The organism is Cellulosimicrobium sp. G4 BAM 1002 (assembly GCF_057126935.1).
The window spans coordinates 4,436,089-4,461,657 of sequence record NZ_CP182109.1; the positions used below are offsets into that span (position 1 = coordinate 4,436,089).

20 protein-coding genes are annotated in these 25,569 nt (G+C 73.4%); 10 read left to right on the plus strand and 10 right to left on the minus strand.

Annotated features, from left to right (window positions below; genetic code table 11):
- Positions 1–110: 110 nt before the first annotated feature.
- From ACMXGY_RS19770 to ACMXGY_RS19795, 6 genes are all read left to right on the plus strand, one after another.
- Positions 111–710: a sulfite oxidase-like oxidoreductase gene (locus ACMXGY_RS19770; protein WP_483774675.1), complete on the plus strand. Its 600-nt coding sequence runs from the start codon at positions 111–113 to the stop codon at positions 708–710.
- A complete protein-coding gene (locus tag ACMXGY_RS19775) occupies positions 703–1,521 on the plus strand; it encodes a ferredoxin reductase (protein ID WP_483774676.1) in 819 nt (272 codons plus the stop codon). Before ACMXGY_RS19770 ends, ACMXGY_RS19775 begins: the two co-directional genes overlap by 8 nt.
- A gap of 187 nt (positions 1,522–1,708) precedes the next feature.
- The gene (locus ACMXGY_RS19780) at positions 1,709–4,849 is read left to right on the plus strand and encodes an alkaline phosphatase D family protein (RefSeq protein ID WP_483774677.1); all 3,141 of its coding nucleotides are present in this window, start codon (positions 1,709–1,711) and stop codon (positions 4,847–4,849) included.
- 40 nt (positions 4,850–4,889) lie between these two features.
- A complete protein-coding gene (locus ACMXGY_RS19785) occupies positions 4,890–6,185 on the plus strand; it encodes a serpin family protein (RefSeq protein WP_483774678.1) in 1,296 nt (431 codons plus the stop codon).
- A 43-nt stretch (positions 6,186–6,228) separates the two neighbouring features.
- On the plus strand, positions 6,229–7,578 hold the full coding sequence (locus tag ACMXGY_RS19790) for a serpin family protein (RefSeq protein ID WP_483774679.1): 1,350 nt from the start codon (positions 6,229–6,231) through the stop codon (positions 7,576–7,578).
- A gap of 851 nt (positions 7,579–8,429) precedes the next feature.
- Positions 8,430–11,786: a discoidin domain-containing protein gene (locus tag ACMXGY_RS19795; RefSeq protein ID WP_483774680.1), complete on the plus strand. Its 3,357-nt coding sequence runs from the start codon at positions 8,430–8,432 to the stop codon at positions 11,784–11,786.
- Between the two features lie 30 nt (positions 11,787–11,816).
- On the opposite strand, the gene ACMXGY_RS19800 is transcribed toward ACMXGY_RS19795, so the two are convergent.
- Both ACMXGY_RS19800 and ACMXGY_RS19805 read right to left on the minus strand, forming a co-directional pair.
- On the minus strand, positions 11,817–12,404 hold the full coding sequence (locus ACMXGY_RS19800) for a pyridoxamine 5'-phosphate oxidase family protein (RefSeq protein ID WP_483774681.1): 588 nt from the start codon (positions 12,402–12,404) through the stop codon (positions 11,817–11,819).
- A gap of 100 nt (positions 12,405–12,504) precedes the next feature.
- Positions 12,505–12,963: a hypothetical protein gene (locus ACMXGY_RS19805; RefSeq protein ID WP_483774682.1), complete on the minus strand. Its 459-nt coding sequence runs from the start codon at positions 12,961–12,963 to the stop codon at positions 12,505–12,507.
- A 122-nt stretch (positions 12,964–13,085) separates the two neighbouring features.
- Here ACMXGY_RS19805 and ACMXGY_RS19810 point away from each other — a divergent pair, with 122 nt between their 5' ends.
- Both ACMXGY_RS19810 and ACMXGY_RS19815 read left to right on the plus strand, forming a co-directional pair.
- Positions 13,086–14,141, plus strand: a complete 1,056-nt coding sequence (locus ACMXGY_RS19810; RefSeq protein ID WP_483774683.1) for an App1 family protein — start codon at positions 13,086–13,088, stop codon at positions 14,139–14,141.
- Positions 14,142–14,188: 47 nt separating this feature from the next.
- Positions 14,189–15,043, plus strand: coding sequence for a hypothetical protein (locus tag ACMXGY_RS19815; protein ID WP_483774684.1), 855 nt, complete (start codon positions 14,189–14,191; stop codon positions 15,041–15,043).
- 11 nt (positions 15,044–15,054) lie between these two features.
- On the opposite strand, the gene ACMXGY_RS19820 is transcribed toward ACMXGY_RS19815, so the two are convergent.
- From ACMXGY_RS19820 to ACMXGY_RS19840, 5 genes are all read right to left on the minus strand, one after another.
- Positions 15,055–16,041, minus strand: a complete 987-nt coding sequence (locus ACMXGY_RS19820) for a hypothetical protein (protein ID WP_483774685.1) — start codon at positions 16,039–16,041, stop codon at positions 15,055–15,057.
- A gap of 237 nt (positions 16,042–16,278) precedes the next feature.
- Positions 16,279–16,725 (minus strand): DoxX family protein, encoded by a 447-nt coding sequence (locus ACMXGY_RS19825; protein ID WP_483774686.1) that lies wholly within the window; start codon positions 16,723–16,725, stop codon positions 16,279–16,281.
- 67 nt (positions 16,726–16,792) lie between these two features.
- Positions 16,793–17,455, minus strand: coding sequence for a response regulator (locus ACMXGY_RS19830; protein WP_483774687.1), 663 nt, complete (start codon positions 17,453–17,455; stop codon positions 16,793–16,795).
- Positions 17,452–18,813: a sensor histidine kinase gene (locus ACMXGY_RS19835; RefSeq protein ID WP_483774688.1), complete on the minus strand. Its 1,362-nt coding sequence runs from the start codon at positions 18,811–18,813 to the stop codon at positions 17,452–17,454. The genes ACMXGY_RS19830 and ACMXGY_RS19835 overlap by 4 nt, the downstream gene beginning before the upstream one ends.
- A gap of 81 nt (positions 18,814–18,894) precedes the next feature.
- Positions 18,895–19,827 carry an alpha/beta fold hydrolase gene (locus ACMXGY_RS19840; protein ID WP_483774689.1) on the minus strand — a complete coding sequence of 311 codons (933 nt, stop codon included), beginning with the start codon at positions 19,825–19,827 and terminating at the stop codon, positions 18,895–18,897.
- Between the two features lie 62 nt (positions 19,828–19,889).
- Between ACMXGY_RS19840 and ACMXGY_RS19845 the strand changes: the two genes are divergently transcribed.
- Positions 19,890–20,552, plus strand: a complete 663-nt coding sequence (locus tag ACMXGY_RS19845) for a TetR/AcrR family transcriptional regulator C-terminal domain-containing protein (RefSeq protein ID WP_483774690.1) — start codon at positions 19,890–19,892, stop codon at positions 20,550–20,552.
- 6 nt (positions 20,553–20,558) lie between these two features.
- Here the strand turns inward: ACMXGY_RS19845 and ACMXGY_RS19850 are convergent, their stop codons facing one another.
- Complete coding sequence (locus tag ACMXGY_RS19850) at positions 20,559–21,203, minus strand: lysophospholipid acyltransferase family protein (protein ID WP_483774691.1); 645 nt, start codon at positions 21,201–21,203, stop codon at positions 20,559–20,561.
- 153 nt (positions 21,204–21,356) lie between these two features.
- Between ACMXGY_RS19850 and lgt the strand changes: the two genes are divergently transcribed.
- Complete coding sequence (gene lgt / locus ACMXGY_RS19855) at positions 21,357–22,304, plus strand: prolipoprotein diacylglyceryl transferase (RefSeq protein WP_483774692.1); 948 nt, start codon at positions 21,357–21,359, stop codon at positions 22,302–22,304.
- 116 nt (positions 22,305–22,420) lie between these two features.
- Here lgt and ACMXGY_RS19860 read toward each other — a convergent pair whose 3' ends face one another.
- Together ACMXGY_RS19860 and ACMXGY_RS19865 are read right to left on the minus strand one after the other, a co-directional pair.
- Positions 22,421–24,019, minus strand: coding sequence for a nucleobase:cation symporter-2 family protein (locus ACMXGY_RS19860; protein ID WP_483774693.1), 1,599 nt, complete (start codon positions 24,017–24,019; stop codon positions 22,421–22,423).
- A 130-nt stretch (positions 24,020–24,149) separates the two neighbouring features.
- The gene (locus tag ACMXGY_RS19865) at positions 24,150–25,508 is read right to left on the minus strand and encodes an 8-oxoguanine deaminase (RefSeq protein ID WP_483774694.1); all 1,359 of its coding nucleotides are present in this window, start codon (positions 25,506–25,508) and stop codon (positions 24,150–24,152) included.
- Positions 25,509–25,569 lie beyond the last annotated feature (61 nt).

Consider the following 25,569-nt stretch of genomic DNA (forward strand, 5'->3'; position numbering starts at 1 on the left):
GTCAGGAATCTCCGTGACGTGCCGGTGTGTCCATGCCTCAGCCGACCTCCCGGCCGCGACGGGCGCCGCCCGCCGTGGCGCGTCGTCGTGCAGGAGGCCTACCGTGTGCCATGAGCACCCTCACCCCGGGCTTCCAAGGCCGGCCGCGGCCGCAGGGCGTCGCGCTCCCGCCGGGCCAGTACGTCGAGAACGGGTTCCCCGTGCTCTCGGCGGGCCCGACGCCCCGCGTCGACACGAGCACGTGGCGCCTCGACGTCACGACCGAGACCGGCGAGACCCGCTCGTGGTCCTGGGCCGACCTCATGGCGCTCCCCCAGGACGAGCCGACCGTCGACATCCACTGCGTCACCCGCTGGTCGAAGTTCGGCACGACGTGGCGCGGCGTCTCGCTCGACACGCTGCTCGCCGAGGTCGAGTCGACGGCGGACTTCGCGATGGTCGGCGCCTACGGCGGGTACACGACGAACCTGCCCGTCGCGGACCTGCTCGGCGGCAAGGCGTGGATCGCGCACACGTTCGACGGCGCCCCGCTGCACCCCGTGCACGGTGGCCCGGCGCGGCTGCTCGTGCCGCACCTGTACTTCTGGAAGTCGGCCAAGTGGGTCAACAGCATCACCCTCCTGCCCATGGACCGGCAAGGGTTCTGGGAGCGGCTCGGCTACCACGACCTCGGCGACCCGTGGCGCGAGCAGAGGTACCAGGGTGACTGAGGCGCCCGTCCGCCTCGGCGCGCGGTACGCGACGCCGTCGGGATGGCAGGTCGCGACGCTCGTCGACGCGTGGGACGAGAGCCCGTCGGCGCGCACCCTCGTCCTGGAGATCCCGGGCTGGTCGGGGCACCTGGCCGGGCAGCACGTCGATCTCCGGCTCACCGCGCCCGACGGGTACACCGCCGAGCGCAGCTACTCGATCGGCAGCGTCGCCACGCGTGAGCCCCTGCCCGACGCCGCCCCGCGCCCCGGCGGCTCGCCCGCCCGCGTCGAGGTCACCGTGCAGCGCGTCCCAGGTGGCGAGGTCTCGACCTACCTCATGGACGTCTTCGCGGTCGGGGACGCGATCGAGCTGCGCGGACCGATCGGCGGCTGGTTCGTGTGGTCGCCCGAGCGCGACGCCGGGACCCCCGTCCTGCTCGCAGCCGGAGGGTCGGGCCTCGTGCCGCTCATGGCGATGCTCCGCACGCGGCGTGAGGCCGGCGACCGGACGCCGTTCCGGCTCGTGTACTCGGTCCGCCGCCCCGAGGACCGGCTCTACGTCGACGACCTCGACCGGCTCGCGAAGGCCGGGGACGGCCTCGACGTCCAGACGGTGTACACCCGGTCGTCGCCGCTCGGCTCCATGCGCGGACCCGGCCGCCTGGAACGGCGCGACCTCGCCGCGTGGGGCTGGCCGCCCGAGATCGAGCCCGCGTGCTTCGTGTGCGGGCCGACGGGGTTCGTCGAGGCGGTCGCGCGGCACCTCGTCTCGCTGGGCCACGACCCGGCGCGCGTGAAGACGGAACGCTTCGGGCCGGCGGTCGACTGACGGCCGTCACGGCCCGGCGCGGTTCGCTCCCAGCTTGCCCGGACAAGTGGGCGCGGTCGCCGCCCGCGTGCCCCTCTCCGTTCACCTCACGATCGGCTGCCGGACATCCGGTACCGGTCGGATCGGGACCGTGCGCGTCGGCGCACGCCCAGTCCTCTGGGTCCCCCTGGTGACGGAGAGATGTCCCGTGAAGAAGCGCGCACCCGAACAGGCCGGCCCGACCCCCGCCGGCACCAGCCGACGGACGTTCCTCGGCGGGGCCGCGACGGCCGCTGCCGCCGCCCTGCTCGCACAGAACGGCGCGCCCGCCCAGGCGGCCGACGACGTCCCGCTGCGCGCGGCGGTCCTGGAGCTCCGCGACCAGTGGACCAACGCGACCGGCCTGCGCGAGCTGCTGACGAAGGCGGGCTTCGCCGTCGTCGCGCTCGATCCCGCGAAGCCCGCCACCGAGCAGGGCGTCGACGTCATCGCGTTCGGCACGTTCACGAACAACACCCCGGCGTACGGGCGGTACATCACCGACCAGGCGACGTCGCTGCAGGAGTTCGTCGCCGCAGGCGGCGTGGTGCTCGACATGGCGCAGTCCGACCAGTTCCACCCGACGGCGTCGTACCTGCCCGCGCCGATGTCGGCGAGCCGCAACGACTCCGACTACGACACGATCTTCCCCGTCGTCGCCGAGCACCCGCTGGTCGCGCACCTGCGGCTCGTCGACGGCAAGGTGTTCACGGGCCGGTCGACGCAGATCCGCGTGAGCTGGGAGTCGCTGCTCGACTGGCGTCAGATGCGGGTGCTGCTCGCGTGCGGCGCGAACGGGCGCCCACCCGCCCTGCTCGAGGGGGCGCACGGGCGCGGGCGGTTCGTGCTGTCGAGCCTGACGATCGACAAGATCTACAACGCCGCGGGCCAGACCGTGCAGCCGGCCCCGGCGGTGGCCGACAGCGAGATGTTCTTCACGGCGTTCGCCTCCTACGTGCGTCTCGTCATCGCGGGCACCGCGCCCGTGGTGACCCCGACGATGCAGGAGATCGCGGGCCCGCTGGTCGGCGACACCGGCACGACCCACTCGCGCGTCCTCGTCCGTCCCGGCAGCGACCTGCACGACCGTGAGGTGTGGAACCTCGAGTACTGGACCGAAGGCGGTCCCCGCCGGAGCGTCGGCGCCGTCCTGTCCCCCGACAACGACTCGACAGTGCTCTTCGACATCGCGGGGCTGACAGCCGCGACCACCTACTCGTACGCGGTCGCCCCCGACGGCGACCAGATCCCGGGGCTCGACATCTCGGGGTCGTTCACGACGGCGCCGCCCGACGACGCGCCGACCAAGCTCGTCGTGGGCCTGGGGTCGTGCGTGTGGACGGAGGAGAACCACATCTGGGACACGATCCGGGCCGAGGGCTGCGAGGCCTTCGTCTTCATGGGCGACACCCCGTACATCGACAGCACGAACCTGCAGACCGCGCGCGACAAGCACCGCGCGTTCCTCCAGGTCCCGCAGGTGCGCGAGGTCACCCGGTCGATGCCGGTCTGGGGCACGTGGGACGACCACGACTTCGGCGGCAACGACGTGCACGGCGACCTGCCGGGCAAGCGCAACAACCGCACGGCGTTCGTCGACTACCGCGCGAACGCGACGTTCGGCCACACCGCGGACGGCGAGCCCCTGCGCGAGCGCACCGTCGACGGCGAGGGCATCTACACGTCGTTCCGCCGCGGCCCGCTCGAGGTGTTCCTGCTCGACCCGCGCTGGTTCAGCCGCACGGAGCAGAGCTGGGCGGACGCGACGAAGACCACGGGCATCGGCCGGGTGCAGTGGGAGTGGCTGCAGGAGAGGCTCCTCGCGAGCACCGCGCCGTTCAAGCTCCTCGCGAGCGGGATGATCTGGGACGACAAGCAGAACGGCGAGGCCGACGACTGGGGGACCTACTCCTACGAGCGTGAGGCGATCTTCGACCTCGTGCAGGAGCACCGCATCCCCGGCGTCTTCCTCCTCGGCGGCGACATCCACGTCTCGCGGGCGCTCAACTACGGCCCCCGCGTGGGCTACGACCTGTGGCAGTTCATCGTCTCCCCGATGCACAGCTCGGTGATCCCGAGCCTCAACGTCCCGAACCCCGCCCTGGTCCACAGCGCCGTCGAGCCGCACGTGTTCCTGCGCCTCGAGATCGACTCGACGGTGGAGCCTGCGACGATGACGGCGACCTGGATCAACCGCGACGCGGAGCGCGTGTTCGAGGTGCGGACCGACGCCGCACAGCTCACGCCGCTCCCCGTCCTCGTGGGCTTCCCGTCGGCCGCGACCGAGCTCCTCGCCGCGCAGGGGTCGACGATCACGACGAGCGTCACCAACCAGTCGGACCGCACGCTCGACGAGGTGACGACCGTGCTCGAGGCGCCCCTCGGCTGGCAGGTCACCGCGACGACGGAGACGACCTTCCGGGGCCTCTCCGACGGGGAGGCGCGGACGACGAACTGGACCGTCGAGCCGCCCGTGGGGGCCGAGCCCGGCGAGTACGCGCTCGTCGCACGGTCGACCTACTCCCCTGCCGGCGCCTACGGCACGGCCACGCGACAGGCGACGGTCGCGGTGGTCGCGGACGGGACCGTGCCTCGCTCGCGGCTCGCGATCGCCGGGTTCAGCAGCGAGGAGCCGACGAGCGACCCGGCGGCCCGCGCGATCGACGGCACGCCGTCGACGTTCTGGCACTCGCGGTGGGCCTCGTCGCCCGCGCCCGGCTACCCGCACTGGATCGCCCTGGACCTCGGGTCAGCCCACCTGCTCGACGGCCTCGGCTACCTGCCCCGGCAGTCCGGCACGAACGGGCTGATCAAGGACTACGAGGTCTACCTCTCGCAGGACAACACCACGTGGGGCGACCCCGTCGCGACGGGGACGTTCGCCGCGGGTACCGCGCTCGCGCGCGCGGACTTCACCGAGACCGCGGCGCGCTACGTCAAGCTCGTGGCGCTCAGCTCGCAGAACGGACTGCAGTTCGCCGCGGCCGCCGAGCTGACCCCCTACGGCCGGGCGGCGGAGCGCGAGCGTCCCGAGGCGGTCGTCACGGCGGAGACGCGCACGATCGCGGACAAGGTCGTGGTCGCGGTCCGGGTCGAGAACACCGAGTCCGTCCCGGTCGACGTGAAGATCACGACCGACTACGGCACGAAGTCGTTCCTCGGCGTCCAGCCGGGCAGGAACGCCTACCAGGCGTTCGCCACCCGGCGGACCGCGGTCCCGGCGGGGGCGGTGACGGTCGAGCTGAGCGGTCGGCTCGACCAGCTCGCGGTGCGCAACACCCTCACGGCGCTCTACGACGCTCGAGGCTGACGTCTCGCAAGCACTCGGCCCGACGCGACACAGACGGGGCATGGGGAGACGACGCGGTTCGAGCACGGTCCTGCGCACGGCGTCCGCGGGCATCGCCGTGCTCGGGCTCGCGATCACCCTGGGTGCGTGCGCGACGTCACCTGGCGCGCCGCCCGAGACCTCCGCCGCGGCAGGCACGGAGCGGCGCGTCGTCGCGGTCGCCGACGCGTCTACCGTGCCCGGCGTCGTCGAGGCGACGGACCGGCTCGACCTGACGATCCTCGGCTCGGGCCCTCGGGACAAGAACGTCGTGGTGTCGCCGGCGAGCGCCGTCGTCGCGCTGTCCATGCTCGCCGAGGGTGCGCGCGGCGAGACGACGGCGTCGCTCGACGCCGCGCTCGGCGCATCGGGGTCCGGGCGCACCGACGCCGTGAACGCGCTGCTCGCCGCGCTCGAGGAGTACGACGGCGACCCGGCCGTCGTGCAGGACGACGAGCTCCCGGTCCGGCCGCTCGTGCACGTCGCGAACCAGGTCGTCCTCGACGACCAGGCCCAGGTCCACGACGCGTACCTCGAGGCGCTCGCGGCCGGCTACGGCGCGGGCGTGCTCGAGACCGACCTCGGCACCGAGGCCGGTCTCGAGCCGCTGCACCGGTGGGTCCGGCACCACACGGGCGGGCTCATCGAGAGGTCCGCGATCCAGCCCGACCCGCTCTCTCGCGTCGCGCTCCAGAACGCCGTCCTGCTCGCGGCGCGGTGGGACGCGCCGTTCGAGGAGCACGCGACGCGGTCGCGGCCGTTCGTCCTGACCGACAGGACGCAGGTCGAGGCCGAGGCGATGCAGCAGACGCACGAACGCGCGTACGCCGAGGTCGACGGATGGCGGGCCGTGCGGCTGCCGTACACCGAGGGGTTCCACGCCGACGTCGTGCTGCCGCCCGACGGCGTGGACCCCGCCTCGATCACGCCCGACCAGAGCGCTGCCCTGCGCGACGCGCTCGCCTCCGCCGCACCGCGCGCCGTCGACCTCACGCTGCCGACCCTCGACGTCGACGCCGAGCATCCGCTCGACCTGCTGCCCGCCTTCGCCGCCGCCGGGCTCGAGCTCTCCGACTTCAGCGGGATCAGCGACCAGGACCTCGCCCTGACGCAGGCGTGGCAGCAGGCCGTACTGACGGTCGACGAGGAGGGCACCGTCGCCGCGGCCGTCACCGAGTTGGCGCTCACCGAGTCGGCAGCCGTGGCGCCGCCGGACGTCGTCGAGCTGCGCGTCGACCGTCCCTACCTGTTCACGGTGTCGCACACGGACACCAGCTGGGCCCTGTTCACCGCCGCGATCCGCGACCCCCGGCACTGACCGAACCTTGAACGCTGACGACGACCGGGAGACGGAGCGCCTCATGACGGCTCGGACGACGACGCCCGGCAGGACTGCACGCCGCACAGGAGAACGGACGGCGAGGATCGCCGCGACCGGTGTCGCCCTCGCCCTCGCTCTCGTCACGACGGCCGCCGCGTGCACGACGGGCGTCCCCGACGGACCGGACCTCCCACTCGCTCGTGCGGACGTGAGCCGGCACGTCGTGTCGGTCTCCGACGCCGACGCCACGCCCGCCGTCGTCGACGCCACCGAGCGGCTCGGGACCACGATCCTCGACGCGGCCCCGCGAGAGGGGAACGTCGTCGTGTCCCCGGCGAGCGCCGTCGTCGCGCTCTCCATGCTCGCGGAGGGCGCGCGCGGCGAGACGGCCGCCGCCCTGGACGCCGCGCTCGGCGCGAGCGGGCCGGAGCGCACGGACGCGGTCAACGCGCTGCTCGCGGAGGTCGAGGCGTACGACGGCGACCCGGCGACCGTGCAGAAGGCCGACCTTCCGAAGAAGCCGCTCGCGCACGTCGCGAACCAGGTCGCCCTCGACGACCAGGCGCAGGTTCACGACACCTATCTCGAGGCGCTCGCGACCGGCTACGGGGCCGGCGTGCTGCACACGGACCTCGAGACGCCGTCGGGCATCGCACCGCTGAGCGACTGGGTCCGGTTCCACACCGGAGGACTGATCGAGCAGAGCGCGATCGAGCCGGAGGACGACCTGCGCCTCGTGCTGCAGAACGCCGTCCTCTTCGCCGCCCGGTGGGAGGCGCCGTTCGACGAGGGCAAGACCACCCCGTCCCCCTTTGCTCTCGGCGGCGGCGAGGAGGTAGACGTCGAGTCCCTGCGCCTCACGGAGAGCTGGGCGCACGCGGAGGACGACGGGTGGCGCGCCCTGCGGCTCCCCTACGTCGACGGCTTCCACGCGGACGTCGTGCTGCCACCCTCAGGTACGGACCCGGCAACGATCACGCCGGAGCGCGCCGCCGCCCTCCGAGAGGCCCTCGACGCCGCCCCTCGCCAGCAGGTCGACCTGACCATCCCGACGCTCGACGTCCACGCCGAGGCCCCGATGGACCTGCGACCGGCACTCGTCGACGCCGGGCTCGGAGGCCTGCTCGACCCCGTCGCCCCCCCGGACCTCAGCGGCATCAGCGCGGAGGACCTGTTCGTCTCGCAGGCGAAGCAGCAGGCACTCCTCCAGGTCGACGCCGAGGGCACCGTCGCGGCGGCGGTGACCGAGATCGGCGCCCAGGCGGTCTCCGCCGAGGCGGAGATGGTCGCCCTGTCGTTCCGGGTCGACCGCCCGTACGTGTTCTCCGTCTCCCACTCGGAGACGGGCTGGCAGCTCTTCACCGCCGCCATCCGCGACCCCCGTTCGTGACCCACCGAGCAGCCGAACCATCGCCCGGTCTGCCGAGGTAGAACCCTGGTCGGCCGAAGTAGAACCGTGGTTCGTGGTCGGGTCCGCGTGCGGGGCGGCGTCGGTGCTCGGGCTGTCCGCGCCGTCACCGTGGTCTGTCGGGCGTGGGTCTGGGGAGCGCGGCCTTGACGCCCTTCGCATCCGACGCCGCCCCACCCGCTCAGCCACCACCGCACCTCGTGCAGCACGCGGCCAGGCCCTGACGAAGTAGAACCGTGGTCCGCCGAGGTAGAACCCTGGTCGCGCGACGTAGAACCGTGGTCGCGCGAGGTAGAACCGTGGTCGCGCGAGGTAGAACTGTGGTCCGCCCGGTCAGGGCGTGGTCACGCGCCGAGCACGACATCAGTGTCGTTATCCAGGCCGTGGCGACACCAAGGTCGTGTTCGACCGCGAGCCACGTCGGCCCGGGTGAGCACAGACCGGGGTGGGACGACGCCGGGAGGGGTGGGTGGGGGCGCCGCGTCGTGGTCGGGCCTGGCGGGAGCCGCGAGGAACGAGCGGCGGATGGGAGACGCGGCGGCCCCACCCACCCCGACACCCAGGGTGTGCGACCGCCGTCGGGCAGCCGTGACCACGGTTCTACCTCGGCAGACCAGGGTTCTACCTCGCGCGACCAGGGTTCTACTTCGGCGGTCCGAGGTCCATCTCGGGGACGTGCGACGTCTCTTGACGGTCCGTGCGGGCAGAAGTAGCGTTCTTGCGTGTTGATGCAAGAATTCAACACTCATCTGTGCGGTGCGGCACGGGTGGACCGCAATTCTCGAAGGTACTGACCCAACCCCCGTCGACGACGACGGAGATCGAGGACACCCATGAGAAGTCGACCCAGCACGTCGCACCCCCGCTTCCGCGCCCTCGTCACGACGGCGACAGCGGCAGCCCTGATCGTCCCGCTCGGTCTCACGACGACGGCCGCCGCGGCACCGACGGTCCTGTCGGCGGGAAAGCCGACGGCCGCGAGCAGCAACAACTCCCCGTACCTGTCGGGCAACCTCACCGACGGCAACCCGGGCACCTACTGGGAGTCGACGAACAACTCCTTCCCCCAGTGGGCCCAGGTCGACCTCGGCGCGGCTGCGACCGTCGAGGACCTCGTCCTCAAGCTGCCCCCGGGGTGGGAGACCCGGAACCAGACGCTGAGCGTCCAGTCGAGCACGGACGGCTCGAGCTTCTCCACGCTCAAGGCCACCCAGGCGTACACGTTCAACCCGACGTCGGGCAACACCGTCACGGTCGACGTCCCGGACACGTCGGCGCGCTACGTCCGCCTCCAGATCACGGCGAACACGGGCTGGCCCGCCGCGCAGCTCTCCGAGCTCGAGGTGCGCGGCACCGCGGGCAGCACCGACCCGGGCGGACCGGGCAACCCCGAGCCCCCCACCGGGACGAACCTCTCGCTGAACAAGCCGATCGAGGGGTCGTCGACCGAGTGGCAGTTCGTCGCGAAGAACGCGAACGACGACAGCACGTCGACGTACTGGGAGGGCGCGGGCGGCCAGTACCCGAGCACCCTCACGGTCTCGCTCGACGCCGCGGCCCAGCTCACGGGCGTCGTCGTCAAGCTCCCGCCCGCTGCCGCGTGGGGCCCGCGGACGCAGACGTTCGAGGTCCAGGGCCGCGCGACCCCGACCGGCGCGTGGCAGACCCTCAAGCCGTCGGCGGGCTACCAGTTCTCGCCGGCCACCGGGAACACGGTGACGATCCCGGCGACCGGCACCGCGAAGGACGTCCGGCTCCGGTTCACGGGCAACACGGGCTCGGGCAACGGGCAGGTCGCCGAGCTCCAGGTCTTCGGGACCGCAGCCCCCAACCCCGACCTCGTCGTCACGAGCGTCACCGCGACCCCGGCCTCGCCGCTCGAGTCGCAGGCGATCACGCTGTCGGCCGTGGTCAAGAACATCGGCACCCAGGCCTCCGCCGCGACGGACGTCGCCTTGACCGTCAACGGCCAGACCGTCGCGACGAAGCCGGTCGGTGGCCTCGCCGCCGGCGCGCAGGCGACCGTCACCGCGGACATCGGCGCACGCCCCGCGGCGAGCTACTCGATCGGCGCCACCGCGGACGCGGCAGGCATCGTCGCGGAGCAGAACGAGGGCAACAACGCCTACGCCAACCCCACCCCGCTCGTCGTCACCGCCGTCCCGAGCTCCGACCTCGTCCCGACCCTCACGTGGACGCCGAGCAACCCGGCAGCGGGCAACGCCGTGACGTTCTCCGCGACGATCGCCAACCAGGGCAACGTCGCGACGTCGTCGGCCGCCCACGGACTCACCGTCACCGTGACGAACAAGGGGACGGGCGCCGTCGTGCGCACCCTCACGGGCTCCGCGAGCGGCGCGATCGCCGCGGGGGCGAGCAGCGCGAGCGTGAACCTCGGCACGTGGACCGCCGCGAACGGGAGCTACGACGTCAGGGTCGTCGCCGCCGCGGACTCCACAGAGGTCGCCGCCAAGCAGGCCAACAACACGGCGACCCGGCCGCTGTTCGTCGGTCGCGGCGCCAACCTGCCGTTCGACACCTACGAGGCCGAGGACGGCGTCGTCGGCGGCGGGGCGACCGTCCTCGCGCCGAACCGTGTGGTCGGCGACCTCGCGGGCGAGGCGTCGGGCCGCAGGGCCGTCACGCTGAACAGCACGGGCGCGTACGTCGAGTGGACCACCAAGGCCCCGACGAACACTCTGCTGACCCGCTTCTCCATCCCCGACTCGACGGGCGGCGGCGGCACGAACGCGAACCTCGCGATCTACGTCGACGGCCAGTTCCTCAAGAACATCGACCTCACGTCGCGCTACGCGTGGCTCTACGGGAACGAGACCAACCCGGGCAACCAGCCCGGCCAGGGCGCGCCGCGCCACGTCTACGACGAGGCGAGCGTGCTGCTCGGCACGACCGTCCCCGCCGGTGCGAAGATCCGACTCCAGAAGACGGCGCAGAACACGTCGCAGTACGCGATCGACTTCGTCGACCTCGAGCTGGCGACGCCGAAGGCCAACCCGAACCCGGCGCAGTACACCCAGCCCGCGGGCTTCACGCACCAGGACGTCCAGGCCGCGCTCGACCTCGTCCGCATGGACTCGACCGGCACGCTCAAGGGCGTCTACCTGCCCGCGGGCGACTACCAGACCTCGAACAAGTTCCAGGTCTACGGCAAGGCCGTCGAGGTCGTCGGTGCCGGTCCGTGGTTCACGCGGTTCTTCGCGCCCCAGGGCCAGGAGAACACCGACGTCGGGTTCCGCGCCGAGGGCACGGCCAACGGGTCGTCGTTCCGCGACTTCGCATACTTCGGCAACTACACGTCGCGCATCGACGGCCCCGGCAAGGTGTTCGACTTCGCCAACGTGAAGGACATGACGATCGACAACATCTGGGTCGAGCACATGATCTGCATGTTCTGGGCGTCCAACATGGACGACTCGGAGGTGAAGAACTCGCGCATCCGCAACACGTTCGCGGACGCGATCAACATGACCAACGGCAGCGCGAACAACCACGTGCACAACAACCAGGCGCGCGGCACCGGTGACGACTCGTTCGCGCTCTTCGCGGCCACCGACAACGGCGGCAGCGGGCAGCGGGGCAACGTGTTCGAGAACCTCACGTCGACCAACACGTGGCGCGCCGCAGGGCTCGCGGTCTACGGCGGGCAGGACAACACGTTCCGCAACATCTACATCGCGGACACCCTGGTCTACTCGGGCGTCACGATCAGCTCGCTCGACTTCGGGTACCCGATGGAGGGGTTCGGCCCGGCACCGACGGTGTTCGACGGTCTCACCGTCGTCCGCTCCGGCGGGCACTTCTGGGGCGACCAGGTGTTCGGGGCCGTGTGGATGTTCTCGGCGTCCAAGGCGTTCGGGAACATCCAGGTGAACAACCTCGACGTCATCGACCCGACGTACTCCGGGATCATGTTCCAGACGAACTACGTCGGCGGCCAGCCGCAGAACACGTTCCAGAACCCGACCTTCACCAACGTCACCATCACGGGGGCGAAGAAGAGCGGCGACCGGTACGACGCGAAGTCCGGCTACGGCATCTGGGTCAACCCCATGCCCGAGCAGGGCCAGGGCCCGGCGGTCGGCACGGCGACCTTCACCAACCTCACGTTCTCGGGCAACTACCGGGACATCGAGAACCCGACGTCGACCTTCACCATCACGCGCAACTGAGCGCGTCCCGGCCCGACGCCGCAGCCCGCCTCACGAGGCGGGCTGCGGTGCGTCCGGGGCACTCAGGGCGGACGCCTCGCCGGGACCGAACCGCCAGCGCATCGCCGCGTGCTCGGCCGTGCGCTCGTAGGCGAACACGACCTCGGGCCGCACCGAGAAGACGAACGCCGGGTCCCCGCCGTTGACGAACGTGCCGTCCTGGACGGTGAACGACCACTCGTCGCCGTACTTGCAGCGCCATCGCTCGGCGAGCCGGTGCAGCGCGGCATCCTCGGTGACGCGGACGGCCGTCCCCTCCACGACGACGTCGAGCGCGTCGGTGTACACGTTCGTCCCGGTCGTGAGGACCACGCGCGCGTTCTGTGCGAGGTTGCGGGCCTTGCGCTCCTCGGGCCCGGTCGTGACGTGCAGGCAGCCGTCGGCGACGACCGTCATGAGCGGCGTGACGTGCGGCCGCCCGTCGGGCCGCACGGTCGAGATCCAGGAGATCTCGGCGCGCTCGAGCGCCCGCCGGACGGTCTCCCAGGGCACCGGGCTCGCGCCCGGAGAGCTGTAGCCGGGTATCAGCGTCCCCTCCGGTTCCGTCGCCGCTGGGTGGTCGGTGGTCGTGCCGGTCATCGTGTCCGTCCTCTCGTCGGTCCTGTGGGGACCGACCGACGAGCCGGAACTCATCGGCGGGCACGACCCCGCCTCCGACCGACGGGAGAGACCACTGCTGTCAGTCGACGTCCTCCGGACCCGCCTCGTGGCCCGGACGGCCCGCCGTGCGACGCTCCTGCTTCATGCGCGCCTCGAAGAGGTGCCGCACGCCGTCCGCGAGCTCGTCGCGCGCCCGGCGCTCGTGGTCGCGGAAGAGGGACCAGTAGCCGTCGTCGTACTCCTCGACGAGCTGGAACGTCCACCGACCGGGAACGACGTTGCGCCCCACGAGCTCGGTGGCGATCCGGTCCGCGACCTCCGCGTGCCCCGCCGCCCGCAGCTTCTCGACCGCCTCGCCGAGCGCGAGGTCCGCCTCGCCGGTGAGCTGGTGGAACGTGTAGAGGTGGCCGCGCGCCCGCTCGGTGGTCTCGAGGGCCTCGCTCAGCGCCCCGAGCGCGTCGACGGTCGCCTCGCTCACCCCGGCGGGCACCGGTCTCGACGGCAGGTCGGGCGAGGTGGGGCGCGGCTCGTCGGTCACGCGGCCACGCTAGGCCCGCCTCGCGGCCCCCGCACGCGCGACGGTCGGACCGCCCGAGCGTCGGCAGGCTGTGACACAGTGAGCACAGCCCCGAGACGTCGACCGGAGACCGCCGCGCCCTCATGCCCTCGAACCCCGTCGAGCACGCCGTCACCCAGCGACCGCACCGGGCGGCCCGGATCGAGGACCGGTGGCGCGCCGTCGTCTCCCGGTTCCAGAGGGCGCGGGGGTGGCGCCCGCGCGTCGAGGCCTTCGCCGGCTACGGGACCCCGCGGCGCGTGCGCGTCCTCGCGCGCGTCCTGCTCGCGAGCCCGGCCTACGACCCGGCCCTGCACGAGCAGCGGTCCGCCGACCGGCGCGGCTGGCGCTACTTCTTCACGGCCCCGGCGCCGCGTGAGGAGGTCCGCGTGCACCTCGGTGACGTGACGCTCGACCTCGTGTCCGACCGCAGCGGGTACCTCGACGCGTCGTTCGACGTCGCGCTCGAACCCGGGTGGCACGACGTCACGTTCCGGACGGCGTCGGGCGCGGTCGCGACTGGTCGCGTCGTCGTGGTGGCGGACGGGCGCCGGCTCGGCGTCGTCTCGGACATCGACGACACGGCGATGGTCACCGCAGTGCCGCGCCCGCTCATCGCTGCCTGGAACACGTTCGTGCGGCACTCGAGCGCGCGCGTGCCCGTGCCGGGGATGGCGGCGATGTACCGCGGCATCGCCGCCTCGCAGCCGGGGACGCCGTTCGTCTACCTGTCCACCGGCGCGTGGAACACGGCGGCGAACCTGCGCCGGTTCCTCCAGCGGCACGGGTTCCCGCCCGGTCCCCTGCTGCTCACCGACTGGGGCCCGACGAACACGGGCTGGTTCCGCAGCGGTCCGGAGCACAAGAACACGTCGCTCGACCGGCTCTTCCGCGAGCTGCCCGACGTGGACTGGCTCCTCGTCGGCGACGACGGACAGCACGACCCCGAGATCTACGCGCGCGCCGCGCGGCAGCACCCGGGCCACGTCGCCGCCGTCGCGATCCGGGAGCTCACGCCCGCGCAGCAGGTGCTCTCCCACGGGTCGCCGCTCCCCGGGCCGGGCAGCCTTCCGGGCCAGGCGGGGACGGGCGTCCCGACGGCGCACGGCCCCGACGGCGACGCCCTCACCCGGTCTCTGGCCCGGGTCCTGCGGGGCTGACCGCAGGCCAGGATGCCCGTGTCGCCGGTCGATGGTTGCCTGGCGGCATGACGACTCCCGACGACCCCTTCCCCACCCCGAACCCCGACACCCGGACGAACCGCCGGACGTGGCCGTGGATCGTCCTGACCGTCGCGGCGGTCCTCGTCGTCCTGGTGGTCGTCTGGCTGGCCAACCGCCCGGCGGCGAGCGACCCGGCGACCGCGACCCCGCCGCCGTCGGGCACGACCACGAGCCCGGCGCCCACCGACAGCACCTCCCCCACCGACGACCCGTCGACGCCCGCCGCCGCGGGCTGCCCGGCGACCGACGACGGTCCGCCCACCGACGCGAGCACGCACGAGATCGTCGACGTCGACGGCGACGGCCGCCCGGACTCGGCCTGGCTCACGGGCGGCGCGGACCGCGCCTTCGGCATCACCACCGCGTCGGGTGCCACGTTCTCCGCGCCGGTCGAGTCCGCGAGCCCGGTCCCGGCGAGCGCCGTCGTGAACGTCGTCGCCGCGGGCGACGGGACCGCCCCGGTCGCGCTCGTCGACACGGGCCGCGAGGTCCTGCTGCTCTCGGTCGCGGACTGCGCGGCGACCCCGACGCAGAACGCGCAGGGCGAGCCGTACACGTTCGACAAGGGCTTCACGGGCTTCGGCACCGGCGTCGGCTGCACCGAGGTCGACGGCGCGCTGCGCCTCGCCGGCCTGAACGCCGTGTCCGACGACGGCTCGTCGTTCACCGTGTCCCGCACCTTCGTCGACCTCGACACCGCCGCCCGCACCGCCACCAACGGCGAGGAGGAGACGGTGGCGCAGGACGCGGCACCGGACGACCCCGTCGTCACGACCGCCCAGGAGACGAGCTGCGGCGACCTCGTCGCGGGGACGGACGGCCCCGTCGAGCCCCAGTAGCCCGACCCGACCTACGGCCGGCCGCAGGAGCGGCACGTGCCGCGGCGGCGCAGCCAGTAGGCGTAGGTCGCCGCGCCGAGCGCGACGGACCACAGCGGCCAGAGCAGCATCGGGCCGATGGCGCCCCACCGGTCGGCGGTGAGGGCGAGCTCCCCCGACTCGAGTCCGACCGCGATGAGGGACAGACCTGCCGGGAGCACCGCGACGGCGACGACGGAGGCCGGCACCACGGCGAGCAGGACGGGCACGCGACGCCCGGCGAGCCCGAGCATCCAGCGCGGGAAGACCTCGCCCCAGCGCTGGAACAGCCCGAGCGTGAGCACGGCGCCGACGAGCGCGAACGCGCCCAGGCCGAACGCGGCGATCCAGCCGTCGTCGCCGGCGAGGTCGGCGACGTCGTCGGGCGAGAAGCCGAGCGGGATCCCGAGCACCCAGGCGATGCGCGTGAGGGCGTAGAACGTGGGGACCGCGGCGGCGACGATCGCGGCGGTACGTCCCCAGCGCGCGGCGGCGGCCGGTGCGGTCCACGCGGGGTCGTGCCCGTCGAGGCGGCGCCCGCAGGACTCGCACGCCGCCGCAGCGCGCCGCGCGAACCGGACGGTCGACGCGGCGAGCAGGGTCCCGCCCCCGAGGACGGCGAGCTGGAGGACGGTGCCGGGCGTGACGAAGTCTGCGAACGCCGCCCGCATGAGGGGGTCGAACGGCGCCATGACGACCGTGACGGGCAGATAGCCGAGGCGCGCGAGGATCGACGCGTCGACGAACGTCACGGCCGCGGCGAGGACGAGGACCACCCCGACGACCGTCGTCGTGCGGACCGCCGGCGTGACCGGGGACCCGTGGCTCCCGCGCCACGTCCAGACCGCGAGCGCCGCGCCCACCACGGCGACGACCGCGAACCACGGCGTGAGGTCGGTCGCGGGGACGGAGTGCCACATGCCGAAGCCGGACGGGTCATCGGCGCCGACGGGCAGAGCGCGGCCGGTGAGCGTGACCACGAGAGCGACGGCGGCTCCGAGCGCCCACCAGAGTGCGGCGGTCGGGGCGATCCACCGGCCTCGGGAGGCGTGCGCGGGGGGTGGTGCTCCGGCGAGGGATCCGACGACGACCGGGGAACGGCCTGGTCCTGCGGGGCGGGGTGTCTGTGACGTAGGGGTGCTCATGCCTCGACCCTCGTCGCCGCGCGCCGACGGCGGATCCCCCGTGACGGCGGTCCGCCTCCCCCGCGTGGGGGATCAGTCGCGCGAGCGCGCCTCGCGCACGGCCCGGAGCGCTCCGGTGGACCACAGCGCCCAGGCCACGAGCACGGGCTGGAAGAACAGGCGGCCGAGGCGCTTGGCGTCGGTGTCGAGGCCGAACCCGTCCTTGCCCTCGGCCCACTGGGCGACGTTGCCCGGGAAGATGACGACGAAGAACGCCGCGGCCACCAGGCCGACGGCGACCTTCCAGCGCGACAGCGCGACGAGCGACCCGCCGAGCACGATCTCGACCGCGCCGGACGCGAGCACGGTGACGTCCTCGTCGACCGGGAACCAGCTCGGCACCTGGGCCTGGAACTCCTCGCGCGCGACGGTGAGGTGGCTGATGCCCGCGCCGACGAGCGCGAGCCCGAGCACGACGCGCGCGATCGTCGCCGCGGGCGAGGTGCGGGGAGCGGGGCCGGTGAGCGCGGAGAGGTCCATGGAGCGATCGTCGCACCGCCCGGGCCCGCCCGCAGGAGCCGGCACCCCTGCACCCCGACGGGCGTCGTCAGCCCGCGCGGACGAACCCCGACTCGTACGCCCGCACGACGGCCTGCGTCCGGTCGCGCACGCCGAGCTTGGCGAGCACGTTGCCGACGTGCGTGCGCACGGTCTCGACGCCGAGGTACAGCTCTGCCGCGATCTCCGCGTTCGACAGCCCGGCCGCGACGAGCCGGAGCACCTCGCCCTCGCGCTCGGTCAGCCGCGCGTCGCGGAGCTCGTCCCCGGACGGCGGCCGGGCGGTCGCGAGGCGCCGCACGGCATCGGGGAACAGGAGCGACTCGCCGCGCGCGACGACGCGCACCGCCTGCGCGACCTCCTCCGGCCGCGCGCGCTTGAGCAGGAACCCGTGCGCGCCCGCGCGCAGCGCGTCGAGCACGTGGTCGTCGTTCTCGAACGTCGTCACGACGAGCACGCGCGGCGCCGGCTCGCGCGCGAGCAGCGCGCGCGTGGCCGCGATGCCGTCGACGCGCGGCATGCGCACGTCCATGAGCACGACGTCGGGGCGTGCGTGCGCGACGACGCCCGGCACCTCGGTCCCGTCCCCCGCCTCGCCGACGACCTCGAGGTCCGGCTCCGCGTCGAGGATGACGCGCAGCCCCGCGCGCACGAGCGGTTCGTCGTCGACGAGCACGACGCGGATCGGCTCGTCCCGCGGCAGTACGGTCATGCGCTCGATCCTGCCAGCGGGAACGACGCGCGCACGACCCACGTGCCGCCGTCGGGCGTCGGGCCTGCGGCGACCTCGCCGCGCAGCAGGCGCGCGCGCTCGCGCATGCCGGCGATCCCGCGACCGCCGGTCGACGGCGCCGCTCCTGTGCCGTCGTCGGGCAAGGTGCTGCCCGGACGACGACGCGGGGCCGGCCCGACCGGGTTGCGCACCTCGACGCGCAGGACCCCCGCCTCGGTGGCGACGTCGACCGTCACGGGCGCGCCGGGCGCGTGCCGCAGCGCGTTGGTCAGCGCCTCCTGCACGAGGCGGTACGCCTCCTGCGACGTCGCGCGGGAGGCGTCGGCCGGCGCCCCCGTCGCCGCCGGCGCTCCCTCGGGCCGTTCGACGCGGCGGACGTCCGCGCCGGTGCGGCGCGCGTCGTCGAGCAGGGCGTCGAGGTCGGCGAGCGTGCGCGCCGGATGGCGCGGCGACGACGCGGAGGAGGGGGCGGTCGAGGCCGTGCTGCCGTCGGCCCGGAGCAGCCCGAGCACGTGGTCGAGGTCCGCCATCGCGCCGCGACCGGTGTCCTCGATCGCGGCGAGCGCGCGGCGGGCGGCGTCGGGGTCGGTGTCGAGGAGGCGCGCCGCGGCGGCGGCCTGGAGGGTCGTGATCGTGAGCGCGTGGCCCACCGAGTCGTGCAGCTCGCGCGCGAGGCGGCCCCGCTCGGCGGCGCGGTCGGCGGCGGCCTCGAGCTCGGCGATGCGCTCGGACTGGTCCGGCCCGAGCAGCGGCCAGGCGGCCTGCTGCAGCACGAGCCGGGCGAGCGCGACGACGTACGGCAGCACGAGCAGCACGACCACCGCCGTCACGACCCACGCCCACGTCGGCAACGCCTCCCACGGGCGCCAGTCCGTGAGCAGCATCGGCTCGATCCCGGTCGCCGAGAGCACGAGCTGGGTCGCGACCGGGACGCCGAAGAGCACCGCGACGAGGACCGCGGCGCCGAGGGTGAGGTGCAGCCCGTACCAGGCCGCCGCCCGCCAGCGGGTCGCGGGGGCGAGCGCGCCGGTCTGCGCACCGGGGAGCGGCACGTCGACGTCGAGGAACGTGCGCGCCGCCGCGATCTCCAGCGTGCGCACCGGCACGAGGAACGGGGGCGTGCAGACGATCACCGCCGACACGGCGGCGAGGACGAGCGTCGCGACCTTCGGCGTCTGCGCCGAGGCGAACATCTGCACGAACCCCGCGACGAGCGCGACGTAGGCCCCCGCCACCACGCCGCCGATGACGAGGAACACTCCCGCCCGGACGGTCGACGCGCTGCGCAGCGGGCCGAGGAGCCGGCGCAGCGGCGAGCGGGCGTCGTCGGGCAGCATGGCCACCAGTCTTCCCGTGGCACGGCGCGGGCGCCTCCCCCTGCGGGGTGAGCCCCGCGGTGCGGGTCGCTCCCGTCGCGATCAGGGACGCGAGCGGCGAGCCGAGCCCTGGCTGCGCGCCTGGTCGGCGAGCGCCCGCACCTCGCGCGCGTACGCGGTCCACAGTGGCGCCGGAAGATCGTGTCCGAGGCCGGGGAAGACGCGCAGACGAGCCCCCGGGATCGCGGCAGCGATCGCGCGCGCGGCGCTCGGCCTCACGATGGGGTCGTCCTCACCGTGCACGACGAGCGTCGGCGTGGCGACGTCGGCGAGGCGTCCGCCGCTCCAGGAGGCGCCGATCTGGCGGCTCTGCGCCTTGGCGTCCCGGGGGCCGCTGTCGGACTCGCGCTCCGCCCAGGCGCGGACGGCCTCCTCGTCGATCGGATAGGTGGACGAGGCGATGAGTCGCGCCACCGCGACGGAGGCGTCGATGTCGCCCTGCCGGCCTTCGGGAAACGTCGTCCGGGCGAGGCGGACCATCGTGCGTGGTCGAAGGTGCCTCCAGACGGCGAGGCCCGAGGCGTCGGAGGGGACGGCGCCTCCGGTGACCAGCCCGAGCACCCGGTCCGGATGGCGGATCGCGAGCCGCTGCGCGAGGAGGCCGCCCATCGAGTGTCCTGCCACGAAGGTGGCCGGGATGTCGACGGCATCGAGGACCGCGACGGCGTCGTCGACCATGTCCTCCGCGGTGTAGGCCGCGCTCTTCGCGCGGGAGAGGGCAACGAAGGGGTTCGTCGTGCGCACCTCCGGCATGCGCGTCGACTCACCGGCGTCGCGCTGGTCGTAGCGCAGCACCTGGAAGCCGACGTCGGCCAGGGCCGCGCAGAGCCCGTCCGGCCACCAGAACCTCGACGCCCCGAGCCCCATGACGAGCATCAGCGGGTCGCCCGCGCTGCCGAGGAACGTGTCGTACGCGATCTGCACCTGCCCGTTGTGTGCGTACCGGGTCGCCGTCCACCGTGCGTTGCTGACCATGCTGACCTCCGGTAAACTGCGATCATTGTTCGCAGAAGGCTAGCAGGACGAGGGAGGACTCCGTGGTGCCGAGCGTGTGGGACCGCCCGGAACGTGGCGCGCGTGGCCCCGCGCCCGCACTGACACGTGAGGGTCTCGGACGCGCGGCGGGAGCCGTCGCGGACGTCGACGGGCTAGACGGGGTGACGATGCGGTCCGCGGCGACGGCAGCGGGCACGGCCTCCGCATCGCTCTACCGCTACGTGACGGGGCGGGACCAGCTCGTCGACCTCATGGTCGACGAGGCGTTCGCCGACCTGGACCTGACGCTCGAGCACGAGGGCGTCGCGGGGGTCCTGGAGCTCGCCCGCCGGGTTCGTGCGCTGCTCCTCCGTCGGCCGTGGCTGCTGGACGCACTCGCCACCCGGGTCGCGACGGGACCGCGGACGATGGCGTACGCCGAGCGCGCGCTGGCGGCCCTCGCTCCCGTCGACGCGCCGGGCTCCGTGAAGCTCGAGGCCTTCGCCGTCGGGAGCACGGTCGTCCGCGCGCTCGTCGACGCCGAGGTGCGACGGGGCGCCGAGACGGAGCTCACGGCGCGCCTGGTCGCCGTCGCGGCCGACGGCGAGCACCCGAGCATCGCGGCCGCGCTCGGCGCGACGTCGTCGCCGGAGCCGCCGGACCTCGAGACCCGGTTCGACCGGCTCGTCCGGGGCGTGCTCGACGGTGTTCTCGGTCAGAGCTGACCGCGGTCAGGCCGCGAGGTCCTGGCCGCTCATGCGGTGGATCGACGCCATGACCTCGTCGGTGAGCTCCCGGCGCGCCTGCGCGGGCTTGGTGCCCGCCGTGATCTGGCGCTGCGGGTCGATGGGCTTGCCGAAGTGCACCTCGACGCGGTGCAGGCGCGGGATCCGCTTGCCGATCGGCTGCACCTTGTCCGTGCCGCGCACCGCGACCGGCACGACGGGCGCGTGCCCCGCGAGCGCGAGCCACGCGACGCCCGTCCGGCCCTTGTGCAGCTTGCCGTCGCGCGAGCGCGTCCCCTCCGGGTAGATGCCGAACGCGCCGCCGCGCTGCAGCACCTCGAGCGCGTCCTCGAGCGAGCGCTGCCCGGCGCGAGGGTCGTCGCGCTGCACCGGGATCATGCCGATCGTCGTGAAGAACCATCGCGAGAGGCGGCCCTTGAGCCCGCGGCCCTCGAAGTACTCGGCCTTGGCGAGGAACGTCACGTGCCGCGGCGCGACGATCGGGATGAGGAGCGAGTCGATGAACGACAGGTGGTTGCTCGCGAGGATGACCGCGCCGTTGCGGGGGATGTTGTTGCGTCCCGTCACCTGCGGTCGCAGCAGCACGTAGGCGAGCAGCGACAGGATGAGCCTGAGGACGCGATAGGTCATCCGTTCATTGTGCACCGTCGCCGACGCACGCCCGTGCACGACGACCCCGGCCCGGGTGCCCGGACGACGCCGCCTCCCGGCGGGCGAGCACGACCAGAACCGCCCGTCGGACGGTGGGATAGGGTCGCGGGCAGCCGACACCTGGAGCCCCGCATGCGCCTCGGAATCCCGAGCCCCGACCTCTCCTGGGCGTCCGTGAGCCTGGGCCCGCTGACCCTCCACGTCTACGCGCTCTGCCTCCTCGCGGGCATCGTCGCCGCCGTCTGGCTCACGTCGCGACGCCTCACCGCACGCGGCGGCCACCCGGGCGCCGTCGTCGACATCGCGATGTGGGCCGTGCCGTTCGGGATCGTCGGCGCCCGGGTCTACCACGTGCTCACCCACTACGGCGACTACTTCGGCGCCGGCCAGGACCCGCTGCGCGTGCTCTACGTCTGGCAGGGCGGCATCGCGATCCTGGGGTCGCTCCTGGGTGGGGCGCTGGGTGCCTACATCGGGTGCCGGCGTGCGGGCATCCGCTTCTGGTCGTTCGCGGACGCGCTCGCCCCGGCGATGCTCCTGGCGCAGGCGATCGGCCGCCTCGGCAACTGGTTCAACAACGAGCTCTTCGGCGCGCCCACCACGCTGCCGTGGGGACTCGAGATCCCGACGAGCAACCCGGCCTTCCCGGACGACCTGCCCGCAGGCACCCTGTTCCACCCGCTCTTCCTCTACGAGATGCTGTGGAACGCCCTGGGGATCGCGGTGATCCTCCTGCTCGAGAAGCGGTTCGGGCTGCGGTGGGGCCGGGCGTTCGGGGCCTACCTCGTCTGGTACGGGTCCGCGCGCGTGTGGCTCGAGGCCCTGCGGATCGACCCGACGAGCGTCACCCCGCTCGGCCTGCCCGCCAACATCTGGGGAGCGTTGGTCGCCGTCGCGCTGGGCCTCGCGATCATCGTCGTCCGCGGCCGCCAGCACCCCGAGCCCGAGACGTCCGTGTACCTCCCCGGGCGCGAGCCGGCCGAGCCGGACCCGGCGAGGGCGACCGCCGACGGCTCGGCGCCCACCGCCGTCGGCGACGCTCACGACACCGGGACGACGCCGAGCGCCTCCGGCTCCTAGCCGCAGCGGTCCGCGGTGCGGCCCCGATAGACGACGAACCCCGCGCCCGAGGTGGAGCCCACCTCGGGCGCGGGGTCGGTCGGGCACGACGCTGTGCCGGGACCGGTACCGCTCGGCTACGGCGTCGCCGTCCTGGGCACCGGGGCCGGGGCCATGCGACCGGGCTCCGGCGTGGGAGCGGACGCCGGTCGGTCGGGCTGCGCGCCGTCGTCGGGCCGGGCGTCGCCGCCGTCCTGCCCTGCGGGCTCCTCGCCGGGCAGCGCACGGCGCGTCGAGCCGTTGAGGACGCCGTCGTCGGTGAGGTCCTCGAGGTCCTCGTCGTCGACCGAGCTCGCTCCGCGCTCCGCGCCCTCGGCGAAGACGGACGGGTCCGGCGGCGTCCCCGCCTTGATGTGGTTGAACAGGATGTTGAGCAGGATCGCCATGATGGCCGCCGAGCTGATGCCCGAGTGGAAGATGATGCCGAACCACGTGGGGAACTGGTCGTAGAAGTCGGGCTTGGCGATCGGGATCATGCCGAACGAGATCGACGCCGCGACGATGATGAGGTTCATCGAGTTGGAGTAGTCGACCTTCGCGAGCGTGCGGATGCCCGACGCCGCGACCGAGCCGAACAGGACGACGCCCGCGCCGCCGAGCACCGGCGTCGGGACGGCGGCCACGACGCGGCCCAGGACGGGCAGCAGGCCGAGGACCACGAGGATCGCGCCGCCCGCCGCGACGACGAACCGCGACTTCACGCCCGTGATGGCGACGAGCCCGACGTTCTGCGCGAACGCCGACTGCGTGAACGAGCCGAAGAACGGCGACACGACCGACGAGGCCATGTCGGCGCGCAGGCCGTTCGCGATGCGCTTGCGGTCGACCTTGGTGTCGACGATCTCCCCCACCGCGATGATGTCCGCCGTCGTCTCGGTGAGGGTCACGAGGATGACGATGAGCATGGAGACGATCGCGGCGATCTCGAACGTCGGGGCGCCGAAGCCCAGGAACGACGGGAACGCGGCGACACGACCCTCGCCCACGCCCGAGAAGTCGGCCATGCCGAGGGCGAGCGCGACGAGCGTGCCGATCACGATCGCGAGGAGGATCGACAGGCGCGAGATCGTGCCGCTGCCGACCTTGGAGAGCAGGATGACGATCGCGAAGGTGAGCGCCGCGAGCCCGATGTTGCTCACCGAGCCGTAGTCCGCGGCCTCGGCGTCGCCGCCCATCGCCCAGTTCGCGGCGACCGGCATGAGCGTGAGGCCGATCGTCGTGATGACGACGCCCGTGACCACGGGTGGGAAGAACCGGATGATCTGCGCGAAGAACGGCGTGATGAGCAGTCCGACCGCGGACGCCACGATCACCGCGCCCAGCACCCCCGGGATCCCACCCCCGCCGTTGACGATCGCGACCATCGTCGACACGCCGGCGAACGACACTCCCTGCACCAGCGGCAGCTGCGACCCGAAGAACGGGATGCCGATGGTCTGCAGGATCGTCGCGAGGCCGCCCATGAAGAGCGACGCCGCGACGAGCGTCCCGATCTCGGCCCCGGTCAGCCCTGCGGCCGACCCCACGATGAGCGGCGGGGCGATGATGCCGCCGTACATCGTGAGCACGTGCTGGAACCCGTACCCGAACGTCGCCCCGAGGGGCAGCCGCTCGTCCTCGGGGCGTACCGGACGGCGTTCGGCGTCGTCCGTGACCCTCGTGGCTCGCGCGTTCATAGCGGACCTCCTCGTCAGCTATCGTTCCGCTTGGCGGAAAACTACTTCCACCATTCGAACGCCAACTGTGACCTGTGTCAAGTCCGTGGCGGCAACTCGTCCGTGGCCTGCGGCGACACGCGGCCGGTCTTCAGCCGGCCACGAGTCGGCGGGCCGCCGCGGAGTGCTCGGCGACGAGCGCGCCGAGGTCGAGGTCGGGGATCGCGCCCTCGACCACGCGCCACCGCCCGCCGACCATGACGCGGTCCGCTCGGTCGGCGCCGCACAGGAGGAGCGCCGCGACCGGGTCGTGCGAGCCGGAGAAGCGGAGCTCGTCGAGACGCCAGAGCGCGAGGTCGGCCTGCCTGCCGACGGCGAGCACACCGACGTCGTCGCGCCCCAGGACGCGCGCGGACCCGCGCGTGCCCCAGCCGAGCGCGCGGGTCACGGGGATGTCGGCGCCGTACCTGAGGCGCTGCAGGTAGAGCGCCTGACGGGCCTCGAGGATCATCGTCGAAGCGTCGTTCGACGCCGACCCGTCGACGCCCAGCCCGACGGGCGCCCCCGCGTCCTCGAGCTCCACGGCCCGGGCGATGCCGGACGCGAGCCGCATGTTCGACGTCGGGCAGTGCGCGACGCCGGTCCCCGCCGCCCCGAGGCGACGCACCTCGTCGTCGTCGAAGTGGATGCCGTGGCCGAGCCACGCGCGGTCGGTGAGCCAGCCGACGGACTCGAGGTAGTCGACGGTGCGCAGGCCGAAGCGCTCGCGGCAGAAGTCCTCCTCGTCGATGGTCTCGGCGAGGTGGGTGTGGAGCCGGACGTCGAGCTCGGTCGCGAGCGCCGCGCTCTCCCGCATCGCCTCGGTCGTCACGGAGAAGGGCGAGCACGGCGCCAGCGCGATCTGCACCTGCGCGCCGGCACCGCGCTCGTGGTACGTCTCCACGAGGCGGCGCGAGTCCTCGAGGATCACGTCGAGGCTCTGCACGACCGACTGGGGCGGCAGTCCGCCGTCGTCCTGGCCGAGGGTCATGGAGCCGCGCGTGAGCGTCGCGCGCATCCCGAGGCGCTTCACCGCGCCGACCTGGATGTCGATCGCGTCGTCGAGACCAGCGGGGAACACGTAGTGGTGGTCGGCCGCCGTCGTGCAGCCCGACAGCAGCAGCTCCGCGAGCGCGACGGTCGTGGCGAGCTCGTGGTCGCGCGGCGTCAGGCGAGCCCAGACGGGGTACAGGCGCTGCAGCCAGGGGAACAGCGGGGCGTCGGCGACCGGCCCCCAGGCGCGGGTGAGGGTCTGGTAGAAGTGGTGGTGGGTGTTGACCAGCCCGGGCGTGAGCACGTGCTGCGACGCGTCGAACGTCTCGTCGACGGGCGTCGTCGGCTGCGCGCCCGCCGCCACGACCTCCGCGACCACCCCGTCCTCGACGACGACGCCGCCGCGCGCGTCGGGCGCGTCCGGGGCGTCGTCCGCGGTGAAGACGCCGAGCGGGTTGCGGATCCACGTCCTGGTCATGGTGCCTCCTGGTGGCTTGTGCGTCACCGAGCGCCTCGGCGCCACGGTGCGCCGGCTCAGT

Bases quoted from the DNA above. Each gene is read 5' to 3' on its own strand.
- ACMXGY_RS19800 (WP_483774681.1), bottom strand. From the start codon at position 12,404: ATGACCGGCACGACCACCGACCACCCAGCGGCGACGGAACCGGAGGGG.
- ACMXGY_RS19815 (WP_483774684.1), top strand. From the start codon at position 14,189: ATGACGACTCCCGACGACCCCTTCCCCACCCCGAACCCCGACACCCGG.
- ACMXGY_RS19850 (WP_483774691.1), bottom strand. From the start codon at position 21,203: ATGACCTATCGCGTCCTCAGGCTCATCCTGTCGCTGCTCGCCTACGTG.
- lgt (WP_483774692.1), top strand. From the start codon at position 21,357: ATGCGCCTCGGAATCCCGAGCCCCGACCTCTCCTGGGCGTCCGTGAGC.
- ACMXGY_RS19810 (WP_483774683.1), top strand. From the start codon at position 13,086: ATGCCCTCGAACCCCGTCGAGCACGCCGTCACCCAGCGACCGCACCGG.
- ACMXGY_RS19825 (WP_483774686.1), bottom strand. From the start codon at position 16,725: ATGGACCTCTCCGCGCTCACCGGCCCCGCTCCCCGCACCTCGCCCGCG.
- ACMXGY_RS19860 (WP_483774693.1), bottom strand. From the start codon at position 24,019: ATGAACGCGCGAGCCACGAGGGTCACGGACGACGCCGAACGCCGTCCG.
- ACMXGY_RS19790 (WP_483774679.1), top strand. From the start codon at position 6,229: ATGACGGCTCGGACGACGACGCCCGGCAGGACTGCACGCCGCACAGGA.
- ACMXGY_RS19795 (WP_483774680.1), top strand. From the start codon at position 8,430: ATGAGAAGTCGACCCAGCACGTCGCACCCCCGCTTCCGCGCCCTCGTC.
- ACMXGY_RS19830 (WP_483774687.1), bottom strand. From the start codon at position 17,455: ATGACCGTACTGCCGCGGGACGAGCCGATCCGCGTCGTGCTCGTCGAC.
- ACMXGY_RS19835 (WP_483774688.1), bottom strand. From the start codon at position 18,813: ATGCTGCCCGACGACGCCCGCTCGCCGCTGCGCCGGCTCCTCGGCCCG.
- ACMXGY_RS19840 (WP_483774689.1), bottom strand. From the start codon at position 19,827: ATGGTCAGCAACGCACGGTGGACGGCGACCCGGTACGCACACAACGGG.
- ACMXGY_RS19770 (WP_483774675.1), top strand. From the start codon at position 111: ATGAGCACCCTCACCCCGGGCTTCCAAGGCCGGCCGCGGCCGCAGGGC.
- ACMXGY_RS19785 (WP_483774678.1), top strand. From the start codon at position 4,890: ATGGGGAGACGACGCGGTTCGAGCACGGTCCTGCGCACGGCGTCCGCG.
- ACMXGY_RS19865 (WP_483774694.1), bottom strand. From the start codon at position 25,508: ATGACCAGGACGTGGATCCGCAACCCGCTCGGCGTCTTCACCGCGGAC.